At 60.6% G+C, this 25715-nt stretch carries 24 protein-coding genes and 1 tRNA gene; 8 read left to right on the forward strand and 17 right to left on the reverse strand.

Going from position 1 to position 25715, the window contains the following annotated elements:
• Positions 1-77 precede the first annotated feature (77 nt).
• The gene (locus tag NW841_RS04585) at positions 78-1088 is read right to left on the reverse strand and encodes an FHA domain-containing protein (protein WP_414377272.1); all 1011 of its coding nucleotides are present in this window, start codon (positions 1086-1088) and stop codon (positions 78-80) included.
• Positions 1089-1229: 141 nt separating this feature from the next.
• On the opposite strand from NW841_RS04585, the gene NW841_RS04590 reads away from it, so the two are divergent.
• Complete coding sequence (locus NW841_RS04590; RefSeq protein WP_414365669.1) at positions 1230-1715, forward strand: CGLD27 family protein; 486 nt, start codon at positions 1230-1232, stop codon at positions 1713-1715.
• Between the two features lie 51 nt (positions 1716-1766).
• The gene (locus tag NW841_RS04595; RefSeq protein WP_414365670.1) at positions 1767-2699 is read left to right on the forward strand and encodes a bifunctional riboflavin kinase/FAD synthetase; all 933 of its coding nucleotides are present in this window, start codon (positions 1767-1769) and stop codon (positions 2697-2699) included.
• 36 nt (positions 2700-2735) lie between these two features.
• Here NW841_RS04595 and cobS read toward each other — a convergent pair whose 3' ends face one another.
• The 3 genes from cobS to rpoD are packed head-to-tail and all read right to left on the reverse strand — an operon-like array spanning position 2736 to position 5183.
• Entirely contained in the window at positions 2736-3515 is a 780-nt protein-coding gene (gene cobS / locus NW841_RS04600; RefSeq protein ID WP_414365671.1) for an adenosylcobinamide-GDP ribazoletransferase, read from the reverse strand.
• Positions 3516-3563: 48 nt separating this feature from the next.
• A complete protein-coding gene (locus tag NW841_RS04605) occupies positions 3564-3908 on the reverse strand; it encodes a DUF4342 domain-containing protein (protein ID WP_414377266.1) in 345 nt (114 codons plus the stop codon).
• Positions 3909-3968: 60 nt separating this feature from the next.
• On the reverse strand, positions 3969-5183 hold the full coding sequence (rpoD, locus tag NW841_RS04610; protein WP_414385586.1) for an RNA polymerase sigma factor RpoD: 1215 nt from the start codon (positions 5181-5183) through the stop codon (positions 3969-3971).
• A 660-nt stretch (positions 5184-5843) separates the two neighbouring features.
• Here rpoD and metH point away from each other — a divergent pair.
• The gene (gene metH / locus NW841_RS04615) at positions 5844-9488 is read left to right on the forward strand and encodes a methionine synthase (protein ID WP_414385587.1); all 3645 of its coding nucleotides are present in this window, start codon (positions 5844-5846) and stop codon (positions 9486-9488) included.
• 101 nt (positions 9489-9589) lie between these two features.
• Here the strand turns inward: metH and NW841_RS04620 are convergent, their stop codons facing one another.
• From NW841_RS04620 to NW841_RS04665, 10 genes are all read right to left on the reverse strand, one after another.
• Entirely contained in the window at positions 9590-10375 is a 786-nt protein-coding gene (locus NW841_RS04620; protein ID WP_414365675.1) for an ABC transporter permease, read from the reverse strand.
• Between the two features lie 425 nt (positions 10376-10800).
• Positions 10801-11712, reverse strand: coding sequence for an alpha/beta fold hydrolase (locus NW841_RS04625; protein WP_414365526.1), 912 nt, complete (start codon positions 11710-11712; stop codon positions 10801-10803).
• Between the two features lie 85 nt (positions 11713-11797).
• Entirely contained in the window at positions 11798-12748 is a 951-nt protein-coding gene (locus tag NW841_RS04630) for a LysR substrate-binding domain-containing protein (protein ID WP_414365528.1), read from the reverse strand.
• Positions 12749-13056: 308 nt separating this feature from the next.
• A complete protein-coding gene (locus NW841_RS04635) occupies positions 13057-13704 on the reverse strand; it encodes a thermonuclease family protein (RefSeq protein WP_414365530.1) in 648 nt (215 codons plus the stop codon).
• Between the two features lie 357 nt (positions 13705-14061).
• Positions 14062-14550, reverse strand: coding sequence for a YqeG family HAD IIIA-type phosphatase (locus tag NW841_RS04640; RefSeq protein ID WP_414365531.1), 489 nt, complete (start codon positions 14548-14550; stop codon positions 14062-14064).
• Between the two features lie 46 nt (positions 14551-14596).
• Positions 14597-15727 carry an endolytic transglycosylase MltG gene (gene mltG / locus NW841_RS04645; RefSeq protein WP_414365533.1) on the reverse strand — a complete coding sequence of 377 codons (1131 nt, stop codon included), beginning with the start codon at positions 15725-15727 and terminating at the stop codon, positions 14597-14599.
• Positions 15728-15847: 120 nt separating this feature from the next.
• Positions 15848-16612 carry a UMP kinase gene (pyrH, locus tag NW841_RS04650; RefSeq protein ID WP_414372388.1) on the reverse strand — a complete coding sequence of 255 codons (765 nt, stop codon included), beginning with the start codon at positions 16610-16612 and terminating at the stop codon, positions 15848-15850.
• Positions 16613-16710: 98 nt separating this feature from the next.
• Positions 16711-16863 carry a hypothetical protein gene (locus tag NW841_RS04655; RefSeq protein WP_011431218.1) on the reverse strand — a complete coding sequence of 51 codons (153 nt, stop codon included), beginning with the start codon at positions 16861-16863 and terminating at the stop codon, positions 16711-16713.
• A 107-nt stretch (positions 16864-16970) separates the two neighbouring features.
• A complete protein-coding gene (locus NW841_RS04660) occupies positions 16971-17264 on the reverse strand; it encodes a TMEM165/GDT1 family protein (RefSeq protein WP_414385588.1) in 294 nt (97 codons plus the stop codon).
• Between the two features lie 57 nt (positions 17265-17321).
• Positions 17322-17888, reverse strand: a complete 567-nt coding sequence (locus NW841_RS04665; protein WP_414385591.1) for a TMEM165/GDT1 family protein — start codon at positions 17886-17888, stop codon at positions 17322-17324.
• A gap of 100 nt (positions 17889-17988) precedes the next feature.
• Between NW841_RS04665 and NW841_RS04670 the strand changes: the two genes are divergently transcribed.
• A tRNA-Ile gene (locus NW841_RS04670) sits at positions 17989-18061 on the forward strand.
• Between the two features lie 128 nt (positions 18062-18189).
• On the opposite strand, the gene NW841_RS04675 is transcribed toward NW841_RS04670, so the two are convergent.
• Both NW841_RS04675 and NW841_RS04680 read right to left on the reverse strand, forming a co-directional pair.
• Entirely contained in the window at positions 18190-19482 is a 1293-nt protein-coding gene (locus NW841_RS04675; RefSeq protein ID WP_414385593.1) for a D-alanyl-D-alanine carboxypeptidase, read from the reverse strand.
• A 46-nt stretch (positions 19483-19528) separates the two neighbouring features.
• A complete protein-coding gene (locus NW841_RS04680) occupies positions 19529-19909 on the reverse strand; it encodes a hypothetical protein (protein ID WP_414372398.1) in 381 nt (126 codons plus the stop codon).
• A gap of 322 nt (positions 19910-20231) precedes the next feature.
• Between NW841_RS04680 and NW841_RS04685 the strand changes: the two genes are divergently transcribed.
• Both NW841_RS04685 and NW841_RS04690 read left to right on the forward strand, forming a co-directional pair.
• Positions 20232-20678, forward strand: coding sequence for a Fur family transcriptional regulator (locus tag NW841_RS04685; RefSeq protein ID WP_414365540.1), 447 nt, complete (start codon positions 20232-20234; stop codon positions 20676-20678).
• Positions 20679-20874: 196 nt separating this feature from the next.
• Positions 20875-23256, forward strand: a complete 2382-nt coding sequence (locus NW841_RS04690) for a M48 family metalloprotease (RefSeq protein WP_414385595.1) — start codon at positions 20875-20877, stop codon at positions 23254-23256.
• Positions 23257-23280: 24 nt separating this feature from the next.
• Here the strand turns inward: NW841_RS04690 and NW841_RS04695 are convergent, their stop codons facing one another.
• Complete coding sequence (locus NW841_RS04695) at positions 23281-23652, reverse strand: phosphomannose isomerase type II C-terminal cupin domain (protein WP_414385598.1); 372 nt, start codon at positions 23650-23652, stop codon at positions 23281-23283.
• Positions 23653-23857: 205 nt separating this feature from the next.
• Here NW841_RS04695 and NW841_RS04700 point away from each other — a divergent pair, with 205 nt between their 5' ends.
• Both NW841_RS04700 and NW841_RS04705 read left to right on the forward strand, forming a co-directional pair.
• On the forward strand, positions 23858-24223 hold the full coding sequence (locus tag NW841_RS04700; protein ID WP_414365542.1) for a 2Fe-2S iron-sulfur cluster-binding protein: 366 nt from the start codon (positions 23858-23860) through the stop codon (positions 24221-24223).
• Positions 24216-25523, forward strand: a complete 1308-nt coding sequence (locus NW841_RS04705) for an O-antigen ligase family protein (protein WP_414385596.1) — start codon at positions 24216-24218, stop codon at positions 25521-25523. The genes NW841_RS04700 and NW841_RS04705 overlap by 8 nt, the downstream gene beginning before the upstream one ends.
• The last annotated feature ends 192 nt before the right edge of the window (positions 25524-25715 follow it).

Here is a 25715-nt window from a genome sequence, read left to right on the forward strand (position 1 = left end):
GGGCTCTAGTTGCCACGGCCATTGGTCTCAACACCTATGTGGGCGAGGTGGATCCCAAACTTCTGCGCACGTTTTAGTTAGAGTTCGAGAACCGCTTGCAGAGAGCGGACATCGCAGTAGTACACCTGGTGGGGGTGGGTATACCCCTTGAGCTGCACCGCCTGCTGGGAAAAACAGGCGGCTACCTGCCTTAGTTGTTTGGCCAAGCAAGCGTAGGTGTCTTGGCTGATGGCCAGGTCAGTGTTGAGGGTGCGGGTGGCACTCTCGATGCGAAAGGCCAAATTAACCGTATCGCCCAGGGCGGTGTATTCCTGGCGGGTGTTGTTGCCCACCTGTCGCACAATGGCTGAGCCGGTGTTGACACCCGCCCCCAAGCGCAGGGGAGAAGGCAGGGGAAACTCGCCGTTCAGTTGTTCGGTCATCTGGAACAGCTTCACCAGAGCCTGCAAGACCGACTTCACATCGAGATCAATCTCCGCGTGTTCAGCTTGTAAGGGATCCGCTTGGGGTGCATGGAACCAGACGGCCATAATCGCGTCACCGATATATTTATCGACACTGCCTCCATGGTGCTGGATGATGTCGCCGCCGCGCCGGAACCAGTCGCCCATCACCTGGGAAAGCAGGCGCTCGTCCAGTTGCTGGGTCAGTTGTCCGTAACCGCGCACGTCAACTACGGCCACCGAGATCAGCCAGCGGGTCTGCAGGACCAAGGTGTCTGAGGGTTTGCCGGCAGAGCTGGGTTCTAGGCTGGCTAGGGATCCGCTGTGAAACTCAAGCTGCGATTGTCCGAGGGTGAGGTGATCTCCATCTTGCAGCAGGGTGGGAATGCTGATGCGGCGATTGTTGACAAATGAGCCGTTGCGGCTGCCCAGATCGATGAGATAGATGCTGTGGTCATCTAAATACTGCAGCAGGGCATGTTGGCGGGAAACGCTGGGATCGTTGAGGACAATGGAGTTGTCCGCATCGCGGCCTACCGTCCAAGCGGCCGCTCCGGCGAGAACATACTTCCTCTGGCTGCCGTCCGGCTCTCTCAAGATCACATAGGGGGGGGTGGTGGCGGCAGATTCGCCTGGGACGCTCATGGTAGAACCGGAGGTAACGTGACCACGCTCTATACAACATTAAGAATACTCCTCTCCCCCCTCGGTTGAACTGCGGCTGGCCTGGGCTTGGCGGGGGGCTGGGCCTGCCAGTATCATTTTGTGTAGATACATTAAGGCTGTATGGTGGATCCTTCCCATCCCATTCCTGCTGAGCAACAGCCGCTGCGGCAGTATGCAGAGCTGAGAGAAGCTTTTCCTTTTCGCTGGCCGGTGTTGGAAGGGATCCCCTATGTGCAGCGGCTTGTCGGCCTTTGGGGAGCGACTGCCCTGGTAGTTGCGCCGCTGGTCTGGGGCAGCTTTGCTGGGGAATGGGGCCACTTCGCCTCGGGGACGGTGCTGGGGGCCAATGCCTTGCTCGGCCTGGTGTTGCTCCACCTCTACTTGGGATGGGCCTATGTGCGGCGGCGCTTGGCGCAGGCGCGGATTCCCTACGAAGAAAGCGGCTGGTACGACGGGGCAATCTACGCCAAATCGGAAGAGGAGCTGGCGCAGCATCGGCTGATCGTCCACTATCAAATCGACCCTGTGTTGCAGCGCCTGCGACGAAGCTTGTGGGCTGTGGTTGGCCTCAGTGGGCTGATGGCTTTGCTTTGGCCGCTCTGGTAGAGATTGTCGGGCAGTGGTTAATTGGCTGTTTGTTGTTCGGGATCCCAAGCGGTGCACGTAACTTCTGACCTGGCTCAAACCTTGCGACCCACCGCCGTTGCCATCGGGAACTTCGATGGCTTGCACCTGGGCCATCAAAAGGTGCTGCAGCCTATTCGCGACTCCCTGCAGGGGGTGCGCACAGTTCTCACCTTTCATCCTCACCCCCAAGAGGTGTTGACGGGCCGAAAGCACCTGCTGCTCACGCCGCCTGCGGAGAAGCTGGCTCTGTTGGCCCAGATGGGCTTTGAGCAGGTGGTGTTACTCCCCTTCACCCCCGCCTTTGCCCGCCAGCCTCCCCAGGAGTTCATCCAGACGGTACTGGAACGGGGTCTGCGTGTTCGCCATCTCAGCATCGGCTGGGACTTTTGCTTTGGCCACCGCCGTGCCGGCAACGCCCAAACCCTCCAAGCCTGGGGATCGGAACGCTGCATTCCGGTGGAGGTGATCCCAGAGGCGCAACTAAGGGGGGAGCGGGTGAGCAGCTCTCGCATTCGTGCCGCCCTGGCCACGGGGGAGGTGGCAGCGGCAACAGAGCTCTTGGGCCGTCCCTACCGGCTAATCGGAGAGGTGGTGCCAGGGGATCGGCGGGGCCGAGAGCTGGGTTTTCCCACCGCCAATCTGCGCCTGCCGCCGGAGAAGTTTTTGCCCCGCGACGGGGTGTACAGCGTTTGGGTGAATGTGCCTGCTGAGGCGGCAGCCCTGCCTGGGGTGATGAACATTGGCCATCGGCCCACGTTTGCCGGTTCACAGCACACCGTCGAGGTGCATCTGTTGGATTGGACAGGTGATCTCTACGGTCAAGAGGTGCAGGTGGCGCTGCAGGGCTTTATCCGGACAGAGCGGAAATTTCCCGCGGTGGCGGATTTGGTTCAGCAAATTCAGCAAGACTGCCAAACGGCCCGTCAGCAGTTGGGCTTAGCCGAACAAGTTGGCCTGGTCTAGAGGCCCTCGCGCCCCTCTCCCAAAAAGAGAGGGGGCTTAGGATGGGCCGATCAGGGATCCCCACAGCAGGGCTATCGCCTCCGACCACTCCACCGTAGCCCCGTAAGTATCCCCCGTGTGCCCTCCCAATTGGCGGTAGAGCCAATGGCCCACGGCCAGGGCTCCCAGAGCAGAGCCCAGGGTCCAGAGCAGCAAAGGCCGCCAAGCCAGGAGCCCGGCCCAGCCCACCCCCCCAGTGATGGCCAGCAACAGCAGCGTGCCCGGCCACAGGGATCCCGGCAGAGAGGTGGAGTCTTTGAGGAAGCGGGCGGATCCCTGGTCGCGCAGATAGGGGTATAGGGCGATAGCGAGCAACTGGCCCCAGCGTCCCCAAGCCGGCACCAGCAGCAAGAGAGGCCAGACCTGCAGGCTGCTCAGGGCGGCAAATTTTAGCAGCAACACCAGCACCAAGGCGAGCACCCCGTAGGCCCCGGTGTGGCTGTCCCTCATCACCTGCAGGCGGCGGGATAGCCCGTTGACGGCTGGCCGTTCCGTGTCGGCAAAGCTCTTGGGGACGTTGACCGCCAACCCATCGGCAGTGTCAGCCACCCCATCCAGGTGCAGCCCGCCGGTTAACAGCACCCACAGAGCCACGAGCAAAGCTGCTCGCACCGGCGGCGGGAAAATCTGCAGCAGAAGCGCCGCTAGGGTGAGGATCCCACCCAACAGCAAGCCCACTGCCGGCAACCAGGCAGCAATGCCCTCGAACTGTAGCCTACCCAACCTCCCCAAAGGCAGGGCGGTGTAGAAAGTCAAAGCTGCCCACAAGCGCCTCACCGGCTTGGCCTCTAGGCGGGTGTCAGCCGCTAGAACAATCTTGGCGGGCTAGGAATCATTGCGAATGGTTCGCTCCACCCCAATGGTCAGCTTGGCCACCAGGGCACCGATTGCTCCCACAGCCGCCAACACCGGAAACAAAGCCGCCCCCAACACCCCTGCGGCCACTCCTACGCCCAGAGGGATCTCGATCAGCGTCTGCCCTTCGGCATTTTTGATCAGGATGCGGCGAACATTGGCCTCTTCGATCAACTCGCGAATTTTGGCCAACAGCTCGTCCCCGCTGATCTTAAACTCCTCCACGTGGTACTCCACCCTGGCTGGAGGCAGATCCCTGCCCTCCCCATCAGCCTTTGCAGAGGAGTTGGGATCCGGCGTCTCATGGGGGTTCATACTGAAGAGGCTCCATACGTCGGTTGGCGGCGGCAACTGAGTCCATCCTAAGACCGGATCCTAGCGGATGTACTCTTTCAACACGCTGTTGCGATTGGGGTGGCGCAGCTTGCGGAGCGCCTTGGCCTCGATCTGCCGGATCCGCTCGCGGGTCACGTTGAAGATCTGGCCGATCTCCTCCAGAGTTTTCATACGGCCATCGTCTAGGCCGTAGCGCAGCTTCAACACATCCCGCTCGCGGGGGGTGAGAGTTTCCAGCACGCTTTCCAGATCCTCTCGGAGCAAAACCTTGGCCACTCGCTCCTCGGGGGTTTCCCCTTCCGACTCGATGAAGTCCCCCAGCCGCGAATCCTCTTCCTTACCGATGGGAGTCTCCAGAGAGATGGGAAGCTGAGCCGACTTGGCGATGAAGCGCAACTTCTCGATGGTAATCTCCATGCGGGTGGCGATCTCCTCTTCGGTCGGCCTGCGGCCCAGCTCCTGAGAAAGCTGCTTGGTGACCTTCTTGATGCGGGAGATGGTCTCGTAGAGGTGGACCGGCAGGCGAATGGTGCGCGATTGGTCGGCAATGGCACGGGTGATGGCCTGGCGAATCCACCAAGTGGCATAGGTGGAAAACTTGTAGCCCTTCTCGTGGTCAAACTTTTCCGCTGCCCGGATCAGACCCAGGGATCCCTCTTGGATGAGATCCTGGAACGACAGGCCCCGGTTCATGTATTTCTTGGCAATAGAGACCACCAGCCGCAGATTGGACTGCACCATCTTTTCTTTGGCCCGTCGCCCCCGATGCAAGCGCCGCCGGAATTCAGGCAGAGACATCTTCACTTCTTCTGCCCACAACGTCTCCGGTACCTCCTCCGGGTCGGACCAGAGGCCCATACGCTGGAAAACGGCCTCACGAGCCCGCTCTAACTCCAGCAGGTCGGCAATTTTGCGGGCTAGCTCAATTTCTTCATCTGCCCGCAACAGGCGGATACGACCGATTTCCTGCAAATAGACGCGGATGGAGTCATCGGTGTAGGGTTTTTTCTTGCTGGCCGCTTTGCGCTTTGAACGGCCCTTGGCAGCGGCGGCAGCAGCATCGGCATCCTCCTCGAGGGACTCTTCGTCATCCTCATCATCCTCATCAAAAGCATCAGTGTCACTGGCATCCGGTTCCATCTCAAGGGGATCCACCTCATTGTCCGCATCCAAAGGGATGGAGGATGAACTTTCCAGATCCAGTTCGAGAAGAGCCGTATGACCAGACTTCACCAATTCCTTTGCTTGAGCCATGCTGAGTTCCTCGTAACTTTAATCACAGACAACTGGAGGAGACTAAGGGGTTCTAGACGCCGAAATGAGGGAAGCAGGTGCCAACTCTGCTGCGGCCCCTGACGCCAAATGGAGGGAGTCAAGTTCCGCAGACGCAAACCCCGTTTGTGCCGGGCAAGCTCGCCCACTTCTAGGCAACCGATCGCTCAGGCCGATCTCGAAGCAGATATCGCTCATAGGGTTTAGCTAAACTGGCGCAAAACCCGTTTTGATGGGTAAAGCCTCCCGAGATCTCGAAAGGCAAACCTTTGGCTTTGCTTATCCCCTGACACAATCCAAGCCACTTACTGACTGAGAGGGCAGGGTATTCAGCACCTCAATCACCCCAACATACAAGGAGAAGAGTAAACTGCAGCAGCCAGCAAGCGACCTTGAGGAAGGTTCCTGCAGGCAACTGTAGCCGTTCACACCAAAATGTCTTCCCTAAATTAGCCCGCCCTTGGGGAAACAGCAACAGGGCAGACGAAGAAAATCTCAACTTTACCCCATTCCGTCCCAGCCTTGAGATCCTGGTCTAGGGGATCCCTGCCTTGGCCTAGTCCGGGGAATTGACTCAATGCTAACTTAAATCCAGCTTTCTTTAGCAGCTCTGAACCCATCCCTGCCTGAGCCGCGACGCCTATGACCCACCCCTTCCTGCAGCATCTCCAGGAACGCGTGATTGTCTTCGACGGGGCAATGGGGTCCTCCCTGCAGGCCCAGAACCTGACGGCAGCCGATTTTGGTGGGCCGGAGCTGGAAGGCTGCAACGAGATCCTGGTGCTGAGCAAGCCGGAGGCGGTGGCGCAGGTTCACCGGGGTTTTCTGGAGGTGGGGGCCGACGTCATCGAGACCAATACCTTTGGCGCCACCTCGATTGTCTTGGCCGAGTACGGGATCCCGGAAAAAGCCTACGAGCTCAACGTGGCGGCAGCGCGGCTGGCCAAGCGGGTGGCAGCCGAGTTCTCAACGCCGGAAAAGCCTCGTTTTGTGGCCGGCTCCATTGGCCCCACCACCAAGCTGCCCACCCTGGGGCACATTAGCTTTGACGAGATGCGGGCTGCCTATGAGGAGCAAGTTCGGGGGCTCCTCGACGGCGGGGCGGATCTGCTCATCATCGAGACCTGTCAGGACATTCTGCAGACCAAGGCGGCGCTGGTGGCCGCGGGTCAGGAGTTTGCCCGGCGCGGGATCCGCCTGCCGGTGGTGGTGTCCCTGACCTTTGAGGTACAGGGGACGATGCTGGTGGGCACCGAGATTGGGGCAGCGCTGGCCATCCTGGAGCCCTACCCCATCGATGTGCTGGGCCTCAACTGCGCCACCGGGCCGGACAGAATGGCCGAGCACATCCGCTACCTCTCCCGCCATTCCCCCTTCCCCATCTCCTGCATCCCCAACGCTGGCCTGCCGGAAAACATCGGCGGCAAGGCCCACTACAAGCTGACGCCGGAGCAGTTGCGCTTTCACCTGGAGCACTTTGTGCGGGATCTGGGGGTGGCGGTGGTGGGGGGCTGCTGCGGCACCCGCCCGGAGCACATTGCTGCTTTGGTGGCAGCCGTCCAGGGGTTGCGGCCCAAACGTCGTTCCGTCGAGCGCATCCAGGCTGCCGCCTCGATCTACTCGCCCCAGCCCTACCTCCAGGACAACTCGTTCTTAATCATCGGCGAGCGCCTCAATGCCAGCGGCTCCAAGAAGATGCGGGAGCTGCTCAACGCTGAAGATTGGGACGGCCTGGTGGCCCTGGCGCGGGAGCAGGTGCGGGAGGGAGCCCACATCCTCGACGTGAACGTGGACTACGTGGGCCGGGATGGGGTGCGGGATATGCGGGAGCTGGTCTCGCGGCTGGTGACCCAGATCCCGCTTCCCCTGATGCTGGATTCCACCGACTGGCAGAAGATGGAGGCCGGCCTCAAGGTGGCCGGGGGCAAGTGCCTGCTCAACTCCACCAACTACGAGGATGGGGAAGAGCGCTTCCTGAAGGTGCTGGAGCTGGCCAAGACCTACGGCGCGGGGGTGGTCATCGGCACCATCGACGAGGAAGGCATGGCCCGCACTGCCGAGAAGAAGTTCCAGATTGCCGAGCGGGCCTATCGCCAGGCGCTTGAGTCCGGGATCCCGCCCTACGAGATTTTCTTTGACCCCTTGGCTTTGCCCATCTCCACCGGCATTGAGGAAGACCGCGCCAACGGAGCAGCTACCCTGGAGGCCATTCGCCGCATCCGCCAGGCTTTCCCCGATACCCACATCCTCTTGGGCATCTCCAACATCTCCTTTGGGCTCTCGCCAGCAGCCCGCGTGGTCTTGAACTCAGTGTTTTTGCACGAGTGCCGCCAGGCCGGGCTGGATGCTGCCATCGTTAGCGCCGCCAAGATCCTGCCCCTAAGCAAGATCCCGGAGGAGCAGCAGCAGGTGTGCCGGGATCTCATTTGGGATCGGCGGCAGTTTAACACTGAGGGTATCTGCACCTACGATCCCCTGGCGCGGCTGACGGAGCTGTTTGCAGGGGTTTCCAGCCAGGAGCTGCGCGCTGCCGGATCCCTGGCCAAGCTGCCGCTGGAAGAGCGGCTGCGGCGGCACATCATCGACGGGGAGCGCATCGGCCTGGAGGAGACCCTGGCGGAGGCGCTGCAGAAATACTCCCCCCTGGAGATCATCAATACCTTTTTGCTGGACGGCATGAAGGAGGTGGGGGAGCTTTTTGGCGCCGGCAAAATGCAACTGCCTTTTGTGCTGCAGTCGGCAGAAACCATGAAGGCGGCGGTGAAATACCTAGAGCCCTTCATGGAAAAGGTGGGCGGGGAGGTGTGCAAGGGCACCTTCTTGATCGCCACCGTCAAGGGAGATGTCCACGACATCGGCAAAAACCTGGTGGACATCATCCTCACCAACAACGGCTACAAGGTCATCAATTTGGGCATCAAGCAGCCAGTGGAAAACATCATCGAGGCTTATGAAAAGTACAAACCCGACTGCATTGCCATGAGCGGCCTGTTGGTGAAATCCACTGCGTTTATGAAAGAAAATCTAGAGGTGTTTAACGAGCGGGGCATCGCCGTGCCTGTGATCCTAGGGGGGGCGGCCCTTACCCGCCGCTTTGTGGAAGAAGACTGCCGCCAGACCTACAAGGGCCAAGTCATCTATGGCCGCGACGCTTTTACCGACCTGCACTTTATGGATCGGCTGATGCAGGCCAAGGCCGCCGGGCGCTGGGATGACCGGCTGGGTTTTCTGGATGACTTGGAGCAGCGAGTCAACGGCCAGAAGGAGGCTGCTGCGGATCCAGCGGATCCCACCTTGCCGGCTCCAGAGGTGACCGTGGGTGCTGTTCCTGCCCTTGCGGTCTCGGCTGGCGACGGCGGGGCAGACACCCGTCGTTCCGAGGCCGTTGCCCTGGATACCGAGCGGCCCATCCCCCCCTTCTGGGGATCCAAAGTTCTCGCCTCAGATCAGATCCCCTGGCCGGAAGTCTTCTTCTATATCGACAAGCAGGCCCTGGTGGCCGGCCAGTGGCAGATCCGCAAGCCGCGCGACCAGTCGGCGGAGGAGTTTGCCCAGTTTCTCGCCACCCAGGTGGAGCCGGTGATCGAGCGTTGGAAGGAGCGGATCCTGAGCGAAGACCTGCTGCACCCGCAGGTGGTCTATGGCTACTTCCCGGCGCAGGCGGAAGGGAATACGTTAATCCTCTTCGACCCGGCCAGCTTCCCCGAGCTGTTTGCTCTAGAGCCCGGCTCCACCACCTACTTCCAACTGCCCACTGTCGAGCGCCCCCAGCTTTCTCCCCAGGTGCGGGAGCTGGCCCGCTTCACCTTCCCCCGCCAAAAAACCGGCCAGCGCCTCTGCATTGCCGACTTCTTCGCCGATCGCTCCACCGGCCTGGTGGACGTTTTCCCCATGCAGGCAGTTACAGTGGGGCCAGAGGCCACGGCCTACGCCCAGCGCCTGTTTGCCGAAGGCCAGTACACTGACTACCTCTACTTCCACGGCCTGGCCGTCACCCTGGCAGAAGCCTTAGCAGAGTGGTGCCACGCCCGCATCCGGCGGGAGCTGGGCTTTGGCGGCGAGGACAGCCCTGACATCCGCCAGATCCTGCACCAGGGCTACCGCGGCTCCCGCTACAGCTTCGGCTATCCTGCCTGCCCCAACATTGCCGATCAGCGGGTTTTGTTGGAGCTGCTCCGGGCCGAGCGCATCGGCCTGACCATGGACGACAGCGACCAGTTGGATCCGGAACAGTCCACCACCGCCATCGTCGCCTACCACCCGGCGGCCCGCTATTTCAATACTTGATCCCTCACCCCCAGCCCCTCTTCCTGAGATCCTCACCCACGGCCTCTATCCCTGAGGGATCCACCCTCACCTCCAGCCCCTCTCCCTGAGGGAGAGGGGGGCTAGCGGGAGCGGCTGAGCAGGGGAAACCCCATCACCACGACCAAGGTAGCCAGGATGATCACGGTGGAGAGGGCGTTGATCTCCGGCGTCACCCCCCGCCGCGCCGTGCTGTAGATGAGGATGGGCAGGGTCTGGCTTTCCGGCCCGCTGGTGAAAAAGGAGATGACAAAGTCATCGATGGAGAGGGTAAAGGCCAGCAGCGCCGCGGCCAGGATCCCCGGCCTGGCCAGGGGCAAGGTTACATAGCGCAGCTTCTGCCAGGTGTTGGCGTAAAGGTCGTAGGCGGCTTCCTCCAAAGCGGGATCCAAAAGCTGCAGGCGGCTGCGCACCACGATGGCCACAAAGGCAATCTGAAAGGTGATGTGGGCCAGGATCATCGTTCCCAAGCCCAGCTCAAACCAGCCGGTGTAGGCGCGCACAAACTGGTAAAACAGCAGCAGCGTAATCGCCATCACAATATCCGGGACAGTGACCGGCAACAGCAGCAACCCCTGCACAATCTTTTGGCCGGGGAAACGGTAGCGGTAGAGGCCATAGCCCAAGAGGGATCCCAGCACCGTGCTCACCAGGGTGCTGACCAAGGCCAAGAGGAACGTATTTTGGGTTGCCTGCCAAACTGCCGCATTGCGAAAGAGAGCCAAGTACCAATCGAAGGTAAAACCCGTCCACGCCAGGCCAAAGCGGGCGCGGTTAAACGAGTAGACGACGATCAACAGAATCGGCAGGTAGAGAAAGCCATAGATGGCATAGCTCACTCCCTGTAGCCAGATGGGTATCTTCGCCACTCTCCTTCCTGCCCTCCCAGGTATTTGCCGGAAAAAGCAGTCGCGCTGCCAGCCTACCTCCTTCCCAGTCTATAGCTCGCTGGTTAGGCAAGATGCAGCAAAACTGTATACTGCCTGCCGCTCCCCTCCCCCTCTGGCAGAGGGGCTAGGGCTATGACCGCCTGGGCCGAGACAGCCCCGATGTTGAGGGAGTTCTCTGTTGCCGGGCTAAGAAGCTTGGCATGAGGGCATTGACACTCCCCCGACTAAAGTCGGGGGATTCTTGCGCAATCCACAGATGGACTCGCAAAGGCGCTGTCAAGACGCCCCTAGACAGTTCCTTGGAACCCAGTCTCAAGGTTCCGCTTACTTGTTGACTGACAGCACTGTCCGGGTCTTTCACCGGGGTGGGTGCTTGCTTAGAACTAAGGAGAGGTCGGGATCCCTTAGTCCGGCTTTGGGCGCAAGCTCTCCAGAAACTCCCGTATCAGGGGCAGCACTTGCTCTGCATGCAGGGCAGGGATAGCGTGTCCAGCTCCTGGCAAGATCTTGAGCTGTGCTCCAGGGATCCCTGCTGCATAGGTCTGGCAATGCCAGAGGGGGATAGTGTCGTCCTGCTCGGCAGCGATCACCAGGGTGGGGGCCTGAATGGAGTGTAAGTCACGCTCAACGGTATCAACGGCATCTTGGGGGCGCAGGCGCTGGCGGAGAAATTGTCGGGCCACCGGCTGCTGGCGCAGGGATCCCCGCAGCCACAGGAGCCAAGCCAGTCGCTCCTCCCAACGTCCCCAGCGGGCCAGGGGGATGGCGGCTCGCAGCAGCCTATCAACCCACGCGCCTTCCCGGAGCAAAAGCCGCATGTGCCGGTAGCGTTTGACAAAGCTGTCGTCGCGGATCCCGGCAGGCGCCAGTAAGACCAACCCCCGCAGGGGGTAACGAATGGCGTAGGCTGCCGCCACCCAGCCGCCAAAAGAGTGGCCCACCAACACCGGCTCAGACAGGCGCAGCGCCTCGACAAACCTGCGCACAAACTCTACTTCCACGGCGATGTCGTAGCGCAGAGCCGGTTGGCTGGACTGACCAAACCCCAGCAAATCTAGGGCGATGCAGCGGTATCGGTCGCCCAACCCTTGCATCAGCGGCCACCAATTGGCGTGAGTGGCCATGAAGCCGTGCAAAAACAGCAGCGGCATCTCGCCTTGCCCCAGCTCCCGATAGGCGGCCCAGCAGGACTCTGCTCCCGCCAGAGTTAATCCCTCCAACTGCACCCTCTGCAGCGGGATCTCTTGAATGCGGGCCCTCAACTCCGCCAGACGCTGCGCCAAAGGCAGTCGTTCCAACAGTTCTTGCTCCCTCATCAGCTCCCTAGTCGATGAACACAGCTTTTTCCACTCCCAAGGGATCCCCTCCGCTCTCTCCGATCTGGTCGGAAAAAGCTGCCATTCAAGCGATCAACTGTAAGTGGGGAGGGGGAGTTTTCAGCCAGTCTTGGCAGCTCAGCAGCCCCTGGCGAAAGCGGGTGGCCGCCTGCGATTGGTAGCGCTCCGGGTTAAACGCCAGCCAAAGGGTGCGCCGTATCTGCAGCCCTTCCACCGCCAGTTTTTTCAGCCGCCCTTGCTCCAAGTCGGAGCCCACTGCCACCATCGACAAAAAAGCCACCCCCAAGCCAGCCTGGACGGCATTCTTGATCGCCTCAATCGAGCTGAGTTCCAGCCGTACGTTTAGCTGGCCCGGGTTGATGCCGTGGCGATTCAACACCCGGTCGATGGTCTGCCGCGTGGAAGACTGGGGATCCAGGGTAATGAAGGGCAAAGTCAACAGATCCACAAGGGCGGGAGCATCGAGGGCAAAGCCGGGGGCGCCGACCAACACGTATTCGTCTTCCGCCAGAGCCATCACCTTCAAATGCCGCTGTAAGTCAAAGGGGATCTCCCCGCCGACAATGGCCAGATCCAGCCGACCTTCCACCAGCTTCTGGGCAATTCGCCGCGTGGATTGCACCAAGAGCTGCACCGAAATCTGGGGATAGCTGCGGTGATACTGCGCGATCAAAGAGGGCATGACGTAGGTGCCCACCGTTTGGCTGGCCCCCAAAACCAAGTGCCCCCCTCCCATCTCTTGCAAATTGGCCAGAGCTTGGACCGTTTCCCGGCAGAGTTTGAGGATGCGCTCGCTGTAGTGCAGCAACACCTGCCCCGCATCGGTCAGTTCCACCTTGCGCCCGCCACGGTCAAACAACACCACTCCCAACTGTCGCTCCAGGTTCTGCACCTGCAAGCTGACCGCCGGCTGGGAGACAAACAGGCTCTCAGCAGCCCGCCGAAAACTCCCCTGCTGCGCAATTGCCTGAACGATGAGGAGCTGATCCAGGGTAAACGGCAGTTCATCCGCCATAGGGAACTCCAAATCACCCAGCGGGATCCCTTCCAACCTAGGGAACTCGGCAGCCCAGGATCGAAAGCCCGCCTGAGATCATCATATATAAGCAGGCTAAATACTAAGGAAATACAAAAGGTGAGCAATCTCGAGAGAACGGCTCGCTCCCGCCTTTTAGACGGAATCTGGGGCGGAGCGCCTCTCCCGAAGAGCCGTTTCCCATACCGCGGATCCCAAGCCCTTACCAAATGGCAGCGAAACTGTTTGATGAAGTCGAGAGCCATCCCCAAGGGCTAGGCGGCTCTGGACTCATCTTTGGCTTCTCTCTAGCGAGGGCCATAGGGCGTCCAATAGCCGCGCCCCTGTTGCCTTGCCGCATTGGCTGCCTCTTTGAGAATAGCGCCGTACTTGAGGCCATTGGTTTGCGGCGACAGTAGGCCATGCCCCAAAAACAGCATCTCCTGGTTGATGAGGGTATTGGCCCGCCAAACGTAGGCAGGCAGGGTGGGGGTGGGCGCCAGAGCGGGATCCAACTCCAAGAACACCTCGCGCCCCAGCAAAGCCGTCTGCAGGTATTGACCGGCATTGTAGATAGGCAGAGGGGTTTGCCTGCGCAGCTCCGTCCACGTAGGATTGACCTCTGCCGGCAGAGGATCAATCCCGATCAGTTGCACCAGGCGCAAATTCAAGTCCCCTTCGAGCTGGACAACCAGGGTGTTGTAATCGACCACCCGAATGACTTGTGCCCGCTTGAGGCTGCGCAGATCCGGACGGGCCACTAAGGTCAAGGCCCAAGCGGGCCATGCCGAGACCAGCAAGGGTAAGGCCAGCAGGCTGCTCAGCTTAATGAAACTCCGTCCCTGGGATATCAACAGAGACTTGGGACGGTGAGAGATGGAAACAGACCGCAGCGATTTTTGCATCATGGACTTCACCCGTTGCATGGCGGACTTGACGATAGGGATGGTTTGCATGCTTAACCTTTGGATTTGACGCTGCCCTTACACCGCCACCCGGCGGGCCTAATGCCGGATCCGGCTCACTGCCGTCACTCTACAAAAAACTGTGGCAGATGGGTCAACTTGGCGAGATTTCCCGCGACTCCTCCTTTCGGAAGCGCCACCGGATCGGCAGCCTAAGTAGACAGTTTCCCAACGGTTCTCCGATGCCTCGCGCTCTCGCCCCAACTCTTCTCTCTCTGGAAGGGGGGAGCTGGGGATACAAATAGAGTCTCGTTGCCATTGGCCCTGACCTCCCTCCGACTCCCCCCGCATACGCAGGGCAGGTACAACGCGAGCCTTCCCGTCTTGCAAGGTAGCCATGGCTCTCTCTCAAAAGCGGGGATCCAGAATGGCCGCAGGGCTCTTCTCCGGAGTCTTGGGCAGGAGGGAGTTGACCAGTACGGTAACCAAGCCCAGCCGATTGCCCGCCAGGATATCTGTCCACAGGCGATCGCCCACGATGGCTACCGCCTCCACCGGCAAGTTCATTTGCGCCACAGCCCGCCGCAGAGCGCGCCGCGAGGGTTTGCCAGCGCCGTGAATGTAAGGCAGGTTTAAGCTCTCACCAATTTGGCGAATGCGGCTGCGGTTGAGGTTGTTGCTCACCAGCCAAATCTGAAAGTGGGGGCGCAATTGCTCCAGCCAGGCGGCCACAGCCGGATCCACCTCCGCTTGGCGGATCGGCACCAGCGTGTCGTCCACGTCGAAGATGACACCCCTCACCTGCCAGGCCAACAGATCTTCTGCCCGCAGCCGCAAGACAGTGCCGGCCACCACCACATCCGGTTGCAGGAGCTTGAACCAAGGTTTGTGTACCATTTGGAAGCTTTTCAACCACCAAGCGCCAATTCTCCTGACCTCCTCATCAAAGACTAGGTTGAAGACCGGGCGGGGATCCCTGCCGCTCGCGGAGGATTTGCCGTTGAGCTGCCTCGTGCTCGGCTAGAGTCTTGCTGAAAACATGGGTGCCGTCGTAGCGGGCCACAAAGTAGAGGTAGTCGGTCTCCTCAGGCTCCAAAACGGCTTTGAGGCTGGCCAAGCCCGGACTGGCGATGGGGCCAGGGGGCAATCCGGGGTTGAGGTAGGTGTTGTAGGGAGAGGGAGTACGCACCTCGGCAAGGGTGAGGCGGCGATCCGGAGTTTGCCGGATATTCAAGGCATATTCCACCGTCGGATCGGCTCCCAGGGGCATTCCCTGCTTGAGCCGGTTCAAGAAGACACCCGCGATTAAGGCGCGCTCCTCCGGCACAGCGGCCTCCCGCTCCACAATGCTGGCCAGGGTAACCCACTCATGCAAGGAGAGGGAAGTGGTGTGCTGGCGAAACAGGGGTAGGGCCACAGCGGCAAACCGCTGCAGCATAGCGTTGATTACAATCTCGGCTTTTTGCTGATCTGGCAGGGATCCCTCCACCTGTTCGACAGGAAAAAGATAGGTATCGGGGAAGAGGTAGCCTTCCAGGGAGTTCAAGCTGGGGGGCAGCCACTCAAGGGGTGGGATCACACGGGCTGTGGCAATGAAAACATCGGCTGGCATCCACTTGCGCTCCGCTAAGGCCGCCGCCATCTGCTCGATCCGCCAGCCCTCTGGGATGGTCAGCCGCCGCTGCAGAATCCGGCCCTGCCGCAGTTGTCGGGCTACAGATAGCATGTCTTGGTTGGGATCCAAAGCGTAGGTACCTGCCTGAAACAGCCAGTCGCGGCCAAAGGTGCGGCTCCACAGCTCCCAGGCCAAAGCAGAGCGGATCACCCCCGCTTGGTGCAGTTGTTTTCCGATTAAACGGCTGCTGCTGCCCGGCTGGATCACCACCTGGATTGGCTCTGGGCCACCCACCGGCTGAAGCCAGGTCTGCCAGCGCCAGTAGCCAAAGCCGACGGCCAAAGCCACCAGGAAAGCTAAGCCTTGCACCAGACGGCGACCCCAACGTTGGCGGCAGCAGGGCGGAGCACTCTGGGCGATCAGGCCTTCGGGCGAGGCGGGATCGCGGTGATCTGTCATCGCCTTCCCCTCCACATCGCGTCAGCACATCCTCTGGCCAGGTTGGCGTGGCCAGAAGAGATCCTCAGGCCGTCACCGGCCACTCAAGGCCACCCCCAGTGTAGCCTCGACCTATTCCACTTAGGATCCACTCTCCTGGGCCAAGCGGGCAGGGATCCCATTGCTCTTGGGAGTTGTTTGTCCAATCCAAGTGCCGATGGGCTCACCCTGCACCACCCGGTAGATGTTGCCGGGGGTGGTTAGGTCGAAAACCACGATGGGTAGTTGATTTTCTTTGCAGAGGGCGATGGCGGTGCTGTCCATCACCCGCAGATCGCGGGTAAGCACATCCTGGTAGCTGAGAACATCGTAGCGGCGGGCCTGAGGATGGGTCTTGGGATCCGCGTCGTAAACTCCGTCCACCTTGGTGGCCTTGAAAATCACCTCGGCATCGATCTCCGCCGCCCGCAAGGCCGCAGTCGTGTCGGTGGTAAAGAAGGGATTTCCGGATCCTGCCCCAAAGATCACCACCCGCCCTTTTTCCAGGTGACGAATGGCGCGGCGACGAATGTAAGGCTCTGCCACCTCCTGCATGGCAATGGCCGTCTGCACCCGCGTCGGGATCCCGGCTCGCTCGATGGCATCCTGCAGGGTTAGGGCATTGATGACGGTAGCCAACATCCCCACGTAGTCAGCAGAAGCTTGATCCATCCCCTGGGCAGCCGCTTCCTTGCGCCCGCGCCAGATGTTGCCCCCTCCCACCACGATCGCCACCTGCACGCCCGCCCGCACCACCGAGGCCACTTCGCCGGCAATGGATTGCAAGACCTCGGGGTCAATCCCGTAGGGACGTTCCCCCATGAGGGCTTCACCGCTCAGCTTCAGCAGAATACGTCGGTACTTCATGGTTGTCCGCTCCAGCCCACCCCTGCCTACAATAGCAGCTTTGCTGGGCTAGATCCGGTTAGGGTGTTGGCCAACAGAGCCTCTCGATAAACTCGCCATCACGGCTGCTGCTCTTCGCCAGCGCTGGCCTCCTGATCACGAGGGACAGAACGGAAGCGGCGGCTATTGCGAGCACGACTTTTTTGAAACTGCTTGGCATACTCGCGGTTGCGCTCGGCTTTTTCCCGCTTCAGGTTGCGTTTTTTGGCCATGCTGGTCTTCCTGACCGGTTGTCCGGCATCAAGTAAAGCACTCCGGTAGAGTGCGAGGTGTCCTTAATCGTAACATGCTTTGCCGAAGCCATCCTGAAGGCCTTTGCTCAGCCGGCTATGGGCAGGGATCCCCAGAGTAGGGAGAGGCCGATTAGGAGGAACCCTACGCCTGCCGAGGTTTTGATCCAGCGGGGGGGGATGACCCGCGCTACCCAGGCTCCCGCCCACACCCCGATGAAGCTGGTGCTGATCAGGGCAGCAGCAGCCCCGCAGAAGATCACCCCAAGATTTTGCGAGTGGGCGCTGAGGAGCAGGGTGGCCAGCTGGGTTTTATCGCCCATTTCGGCCAGCAAAATTGAGCCGAAGCTGACCAGAGCAGCTCGCGCCGCGGTCTGTCTCAAGAAAGAGAAAATCTGACTGCTGTACTGGCTCAACACGCCTCTCTAGCCAAGTTGCTCTCAACTTTTCCCTGGCAGGCCACCCTCGCTTCCCTCAGAGGGCTCACTCTTCCCTTGCCATTCCCGCCAGAGGACATAGCTCCCGATTGCCAGGAAGCCGCTGCCCGCTAACCATTGTAGCCAGTCTGCCGGGATCACCTGTCCCAGTCCTCCCCCCAAGGCTACGCTGAGCAAACTGGCGGTCACTAGAGCGCTGGCAGAGCCGAAAAAAATCGCCCAGGGAGACTTGGATTGGGCGCTCATGAGCAAGGTGGCCAATTGAGTCTTATCGCCCATCTCCGCCACAAACACGGTTATAAAGGTAACAAGCCAGAGCCGCAGTGGGGATTCCTCTGGCAGGTTGTTGACGGCAGAAGAGGCTTCAGAGAGGGACGGCACCGTTTGCGCTTCCAGGGCAGGAGACGCGGCCAGGTTCTCACTGGTGGGTTGCCAGTCAACAGCGGTGGCTTCGTTCCAGTGGAGATAGTGCTGCCCAACGGCCAAAAAGCTCCAATAGAGAGCCAAGGATAGGGCTGTCAGCCCCAAGCCTAAAGCCAGTTGCCCCTGCCAAGAACGCCCTGATGCCATGGTCTCCGCTGTCCGCTAACCACCGACATGCAGCTTATCCTGTAGCAGGGCTTTTTTCACCGGTTCTGGAAAAGACAGGGGCGCTAAAGTAGAGAAAGAAGGGGCGTTGGCCGAGCGGTTTAGGCAGCAAACTCATAATTTGCCTTACACAGGTTCGATTCCTGTACGCCCCATCGCCAAAACGCTCTCCGCAGAAGAGTGCTGGATCGAAACCGGCTGGAGATGGTTTCCCATCCCCAGGCACTTTGCTGCTGAGGCAACCCCTTCCAGCCCCTATCCCAGGACGGCAAAAGGAGACGTATCAAAGGCGGGGGCTAGACTCCGTGCGGGATCCCGTATCTACGGAGCGAGGCAGCCAGCGCTCGGGCAAGGCGGTGGGGGATCCCCACTGGGACTGGAGCCGGCTGAGGAATTCTCCCTGCGAGGTGCGCAAGTCGGCCAAGTTGGCCCCGCTGTTCATCACAGCAAACCAGATATCCCCCCGCTCAGTTGGCAACACGCCCGCCAAGGTGCTGACGCTGGGTAGGGTGCCGGACTTGGCGATCATCACTCCCGGCAGCAGCCGCCGCTCCAACACCCCCACATCCTGGCCGACGACGGCAAAGGCATCTGCTAGCGACAAGCCGTGCTCTTCCAGCAGCGATTGAATGGCCCGCAACATAGCTACATTGGCCCGCGGGGAGATGCGGTTTTCCACCCCCAACCCTGAGCCGTTGATCAGGTGCAGCTCTTCTGCCGGGATCCCTGCTGCAGCCCGAGCCCTTTGGGCTACCTGGGCCGCTCCCCCCACCGCCTCCGCCAGCATCTCGGCCATGGCATTGTTGCTGTAGAGGTTCATCAGCTTGAGTAGATGAAGGAGAGGAGGCGATTCATGTCTGAGCAAGACCTGGGCCTCCGAGGGGATCTGCTGGGCAACTCGCACCGACCCCAAAATCTCCACCTGCGGCCTGGGCGTGCCGGGGGGCAGAGTTTGAAATTGCGCCTGGGCTTCCGAGGGCCAGAGGCGAGCATCTATCCCCTGCCGCAGCAGCGCTCCCGAGCGGGCCACATCCTGGGAAAAGTTCATGTAAAAGCGGCCCGCCACCACCAGATCCCCGCGCACCTGGCGGATCCCCTGGGCGTTGAGGGCATTCCCCACCGCGAAGGCTTCCTCCCAAACAAAGAAGGGATCCTCCCCTCCCAGCACCCAGAGATCGCCCTGCAAAACTCCGTCCGTTCCCAGCGAACCTGCTGTCAAGTAGGTGGTGACGAAGCGGTGTTGCCATCCAAACTGCTGCAGAGCAGCCAGGGTAGTGGCCACCTTGGTCAGAGAGGCTGCCGGCAGAGCCTTGGATCCCTGGTGTTGCCCCAAAACTTGGTCACCCATCTGCAGCCAAACCCCCTGGGCCGCGGAAGCAAAGCCGCGACCGCTCAACCGGGCTAGGTACGCCTCCACCTGGGGCTGCAGGGATCCCTGCGCCGTCGCCTGGGAAAAATGAGCTGAGCTCAGCAGCAGGAGCGCTGCCGAGAGCATCCCCACCCCGATCGCAACCAACCGCCAGCCCGGCCAGACCCGCCGCTGTCGTTCGCAATAGTATTGCAGAGCACTTTTCACCCAAAAGGCCCTCTAAAAACGCCGACCCACCGCAGGAGCGGATCCCTCAGCTCGGCAGCTCCCAGCCGCTCTCTTCCACAGGTTCCACGTCGATGGTGCCGGGGGGCGTTTGCCGGTAAAAATGTCCATCGGCAACAAACAGGGGCTCGCCACAACTGGGGCAGAAGAAGCGGCTGCCCTCGATGGCCTGCGATTCCGACCCACAGACCGGGCAGCGATCCGTGGCAATCCAGCGGCGTGCCCACCAACGAAAGGCCAGCAGCACCAGTACCGGCAGAGAGAGCAAGAACAGCAACAGAGCCACCAACCCAGCAACCAGCCAACCCAGCCCGACACGGGTCAGCAAAGCTGCCAAGGCCAGGGATCCCAGCCAGAAGCCCCAGCCACCTAGAGAGATGGAATAGGTTTTGGGCTGCTCAAACCGCATCTTTGTTTTCCCTTCCCGTATTGACTACGCTGACCAACGCCGCCGGGATGCCGCGGGCCTTTTCCCGAGTATGTTAGCCCAGACTCACTCGAACTATAGAACCACCTGGGCATACCCTGTAGGCTAGCTCATTTCCAATAGAGGCGGGATCCGGTTTCCCGCACCCTCTGGCAGTCCGGACGCCGGGGTTGCCTCTCTAGAGGGCGGGCAGGATTCCTTTGGCAGCCGAAAGTCGGTGGCACTATCTTGGATGAAGCTATTATCAATTGCAGAACTTATTGACTGTTGCGGCGATGTTTCCCAAAAGTGGAGAGGCGGCATTATGGTCTACACAGAAGAAGCTTTCAAAGCAGAGCTGAACGCCAGAGGCTGGCGAGCCACCCGGCAGCGGGAGATTATCTTGCAAACCTTTCAGAACCTACCCGAGGGCACTCACCTAAGCGCTGAGGAGCTGCACAAAAAGTTGCGGGAAGAAGGCCACAACATCAGCCTTTCCACCATCTATCGCACTGTCAAGCTGATGGCACGCATGGGCATTTTGCGCGAGCTGGAACTGACCGAAGGCCACAAACATTATGAGATCAACCAGCCTGCCCCCCACCACCACCACCATTTGGTTTGCATTAAAACCAACAAAGTCATCGAGTTCAAAAACAACGCCATCCTGAATATCAGCCAGAAGGTGGCTGAAAAGTACGGCTTTAAGGTGCTGGATTGCCAGCTCACCATCATCGGCATCAGCCCGGAGGGACAGCGCTCGATCTTGTAGCCAAACAATTTCTGAAGCTCAGCTCCTGGACAGATACTTGCCCGGGGCGTTCTCCCAGCAGCGGAGCTGTACTGGGTTTGTGGGGAGATGGGGATCCCCTTGGCAGGGAAAGTGCCAGAATAGCCGCTGTAAAGTCGAAAGCCATTGGCAGTTGAGGCAATAACTGAGCTTATCCCACCCAATTCGGGAGATGGCTATGAACGAGCAGGAAGTGGCGCAGTGGCTAGAGCAAGCTCTGGCAAACCTGCGTCTGAGGATCCAGGTGAAGGTCCAGCCCCTCCAGGACAATGCCGAGGACTACGCCTTGGTGGTCATGATCAACCACCCTGCTCACGTTGCTCTCAACCATGAGAGGCTGACGGCCTGGTTCCAGAAGGCAATTCCCAGCCGCTATCCTCAAGTCAAGCGCTTGGCTCTCTACAGCCGCCCCATCGGCCAGCAGCAGGCCGACTGGAAGGCCCAGGTGAGGCTGGCTCCGGAAGTGGCGACGGGCAGGAGGGATCCCGCCGACAGTCCAGATCTCAGCCGCTACTGCTTTGTCCAAGACCGCCAGTTGCTCACTGCCGACCTGCCTCAACCTTCGAGCGTGGTGCGCCAGGCGGTCTTGGGTTTTCATAGCCTCACCGCTGGGCAAAAAGAGGAGGTTTTGCCCCTACTGCCCACCTTGTTCCGCAACCCCGGCGCCGTCTCGACGGTGACGTTGTCGGTGGAAGCATCCCTGTGGCTGGAACCTCTGAAAAGCCTCAATCCCCATGAGCTGCGCCTGTTGAGCGTTTGGCTGAGCCGCTATTGCTTCAACCCCAGCCGCACCTTAGCAGAGTTGGATCCCGCCACCTCCAATCTCAAAACCGGTCAGACCCACCGCCGGTATCGCGCTCCTCAGACAGGGGTCTCGCTGGTTTTGGCCAGCTTTGCCGGCAACCTCACTCTGGCCGCCGGCGTGACCCTGAGCCTGTTGTTCGGCATGGTGTTTGTGCTGGCCCTGGCCGTTTTCGGCACCTTGGAAGGGGGGTTCTCTTTTGGCTCTCTCCTTTTTGCTGTTTTGCTCACCCTGGCCTTCAACGCCCTGATTTTCTTTTTGTCCCCCTGGCTGATGGACTGGATCCAGCACAGCCTCTACGGCACCCAGTGGGTGAGCCTGGCAGAAATCGGGCGTCGCAGCCCCGAAAGCGCGGAGGTGATCGAACGGGTCTGCCGCCAGTACAAGCTGAAGCAGCCGAAGCTGGGTCTGATCCGCGACCAAAACCCCACTGCCTTTACCTATGGCAGCCTGCCGGATACGGCCCGCATCGTCGTCAGCGAGGGCCTGTTTACCTACTTGGAAGATGAGGAGGTGGCTACAGTTTATGCCCACGAGCTGGGGCATGTGATCCACTGGGATTTCGCGGTCATGACTCTGGCTTCCACGTTGGTGCAGATCCTCTACCTCCTCTACGTCTACCTGCGCGACACCCGCCGGGATCGCAGAGGGGGCAAAAACATAGGTTCCTTGGCGCTGGTCGCCTACTTTTTCTACGTGGCTGGCTCCTACTTGGTGCTGTATCTGTCGCGGGTGCGGGAGTACTTTGCCGACCACTTTGCCGCCGAAACCACCGGCAACCCCAACGCCCTCTCGCGGGCTCTGGTGAAAATAGCCTTTGGCATTGTGCAAGAAGGGGAGCGGGAACAGGATGAGGAAGCCCGACAGCGCAGTGCTCGCCTGCTGGAAGGGACGCGGGCCTTGGGGATCTACGATGCCAAGGCGGCGGTGATGGCGGGAACAGCTTACCGGGTGGCTGCGGATCCCAGCCAGGTGGGCAGGGTGTTTTTGTGGGATCTGTTTAACCCTTGGGCCTGGTGGATGGAGCTGAACTCCACCCATCCCCTCACTGGCAAGCGGGTGCGGGCGCTGGGCACCTATGCCGAACAACTGGATCTGCCGGTGGAGTTCGACATGGCCAGCGTGGTGGCCCAGGGCAAGCAGCTCAACCGCCAGCAGCTCTACGGCAATTTTCTTCTGGACGTGGTTTTGTTAAACGCCGAGTGGCTGGGGGCGATCTTGGGGATGGTGCTCGGGATCCCCGCTCTGCAGGCAGGGTCTTACGGCATGTTTGCCGGCCTGGCCGTGGCGGGAGCCAGCTTGGGCCTACTGCTGAAGATGACGGTGATGTACCCCAGCTTGGAAAACCCGCCGGCGTTGACGGTGTTGAAGGCGATGAGCAACCCCTATGCCAGCCCCTTGCGCGGCTTGCCGGTGCAGTTGCAGGGGCGGGTGATTGGGCGAGGGGATCCAGGCTATCGCTTTGGCGCCGATCTCAAGTTCCAGGATGAGACGGGGATGATTTTCTTGCGCTATGTTTCTCGGTTTGGGCCGCTGGGCAACTTCCTGTTTGGGGAGAGCCGGGCAGGCAGGCTGATCGGCCAAGAAGGAGCGGTGGTGGGATGGTTCCGGCGGGGGGTAGTTCCCTACCTAGATCTGTCCCGCTTCCAGAGCCGCTATGGCGAAGTGGTGACCAGCCATCCTCCTTTTGGGCAGGCGGTGCAGGTGGCGCTGGGCTTGATTGCCGCCTTGCTGCTGATGATCTTTTTCCCGTTCTAGGCTATCTGGCCAAGGATGCCAAGCTCAGGCTTTTGCCGGTTGCCCACCGTTGGCACGGGCATAGTCGTCGCTGAAGCGGATAATGTCGTCTTCGCCCAGGTACTGGCCGTTTTGCACCTCGATGATCACCAAGGGGATGACGCCAGGGTTTTCCAGGCGGTGCTTGGTGCAGGGGGGCACGTAGGTGGACTGGTTGGTGGTGATCAGCCGCTCTTCATCGCCGCAGGTAACTTTGGCGGTGCCAGCAACAACGATCCAGTGTTCGCTGCGGTGGTAGTGCATCTGCAGGCTAAGGCGATGCTTGGGCAGCACCACAATCCGCTTGATCTTGTAGCCAGGGCCCTCATCTAGCACTGTAAAGCTGCCCCAGGGGCGAGTTTCGGTATTGCTCTCCATGAGCTTGTTGAAAACTTCGGCTGAGAAGGTGGCCGGCAGTTTTTCCACTGAGGGTAGGGGGGAATTGTGGGTTTCTAGCATAGGCTGCTCTCCTTGGGGCCCTGCCTTCAGCTTATCCTACCGAGCTGGGGAGTAGCCTAACTCCATTGAAATCCTATGGGATCATGGAGAAGTCTCCTGATCTTGGCAAAGGCCCTTCTCCTCCATGCATTCCTACCCGGTTCACATCCACGACCGCCAGAAAGACACCCACTATCTCATCCAGGTACCTGCCGACCAATACATCCTGGAGGCTGCCGAAGCCCAAGGGATCCAACTGCCCTTTGCCTGTCGCAACGGCGCCTGCACCACCTGTGCGGTGCGGATCCGGCAGGGATCCCTCTACCAGCCGGAGGCGATGGGGATCTCGCGGGAGCTGAAGGAGCAGGGCTACGGGCTGCTGTGCGTGGGCTATGCCCGCTCGGAGCTGTGGGTGGAAACCCAGGATGAAGATGAGGTGTACGAGCTGCAGTTTGGCCGCTACTTCGGTCAGGGGCGGGTACGACCGGGGATCCCCATCGACGATGAGTAATTTTTCTCCCTCAGTTGCCTCTAAAGGCCTGCCGCCGCATCCCTGGCCTTCGCAGCCCCAGGGCTGGCTGTTGGGAGCGGCAGCGCTGATCCCGCTAAACCTGGCCCCCAGTCTGCTGTTGGCGGTGGTGGGAACGGTGCAGAGCTATGGCCGCTCCTGGCAGCAGATCCGACGGGATCCCCTGTTGGGCTTGGCAGGCCTGCTGAGCCTGGTTGCGGTGACAACGGCGCTGCTGGCAGAAGACTGGCGGCTGAGCTTGCTGGGGATGTTTAACTACTGGCCTTTTCTGCTGATGCTGCCGGCCTTGGCTGGGGCACTGAGGGATCCCCTCAGCCGCCGGCGCCTGGCGCAGGTGTTGGTGCTAGGCAGTGGACTGATGCTGCTGTTGGGCTGGGGAGAGGTTCTGTGGGGGTGGCGGGGGCATCTCTTCTTGGGGCCGCTCTGGATTACGGGAGTGGCTGGCGGGGAGCGGCCGGCGGCGGCCTTCACCTCCCCCAATATTCTGGCCATTTACCTAGTGATCCACCTGTGCTTGGCGGCGGGGCTGTGGGGGGTAGCCTCATCCCCCCTTACCAGAGCAGGGCTGGCGGCAATGCTGGGGCTGGGATCCCTGCTGTTGCTGCTGACGGCCTCCCGCAACGGCTGGGGGGCAGGGGGATTGGCTTTGCTCATTGGGCTGGCGCTGCGGCGCTGCTGGTGGGGGCTCCTGCTCCTGTCCAGTTTGGGGTTGGCCGGCTTGGCGGCGGCTTTGGATTGGCCCGGCTGGCGGGCGGTTGTGCCCTCCTTGATCTGGAGCCGGTTGGCAGACACCTTTGACCCCCAGGCCCCCTACTTTAGCTCTACGGCCAACCGCCTGGATGCCTGGCGCTTTGCCCTGCAGATGGTGCGGGAGCGTCCCCTAACGGGCTGGGGCTGGCAGAGCTTCCCTGCCCTCTACAACGCCCAGGATCCGCCGGAGCTGCTGGGCCACTGCCACAACTTGTACTTGCACCTAGCGGCAGAAGGCGGGATCCCTCTGCTGCTGGGCTATTTGGCCTTGTGGGGCTGGATCTTGGTGCGGAGCTGGGGAGCCTGGCGCTGCTCCCAAGACGGGATCCTCTTGGGAGTTTTACTGGCCTTGACGGCGTTTTTTGCTGCGGGGCTTTTGGATGTGGTGATCTTGGATGGCCGCATTCACCTGTTGATAACCTTGCTCTTGGGCGCAGCTTGGGGAGCCAGCCTCGAGCCCCTCTGCAGCGAGGCAAATAGGGTTCCGGCGGATCCCTTCTCAGGCGAGGTATCCCGGCCAATGCCGCAATAGAGTTCCTCCCTTGGTCTCTGTTTCGGTCGCCGGATTTTTTAGCTTGGGATTGTCTCAAGTCCCCGCTCATCAAATCTCCCTTTTCCTTGGGGAGAAAAGGTGGGAGGCGAGGGCATACAGCCTGTTAAGGAATCAAGGGGTACAGTAGCAACACTTAGCAAACCAACTTCGGAAGCAGGATGGATTGATCAG

Source organism: Synechococcus sp. H60.3, assembly GCF_047462295.1.
Classification (GTDB): Bacteria; Cyanobacteriota; Cyanobacteriia; order Thermostichales; family Thermostichaceae; genus Thermostichus.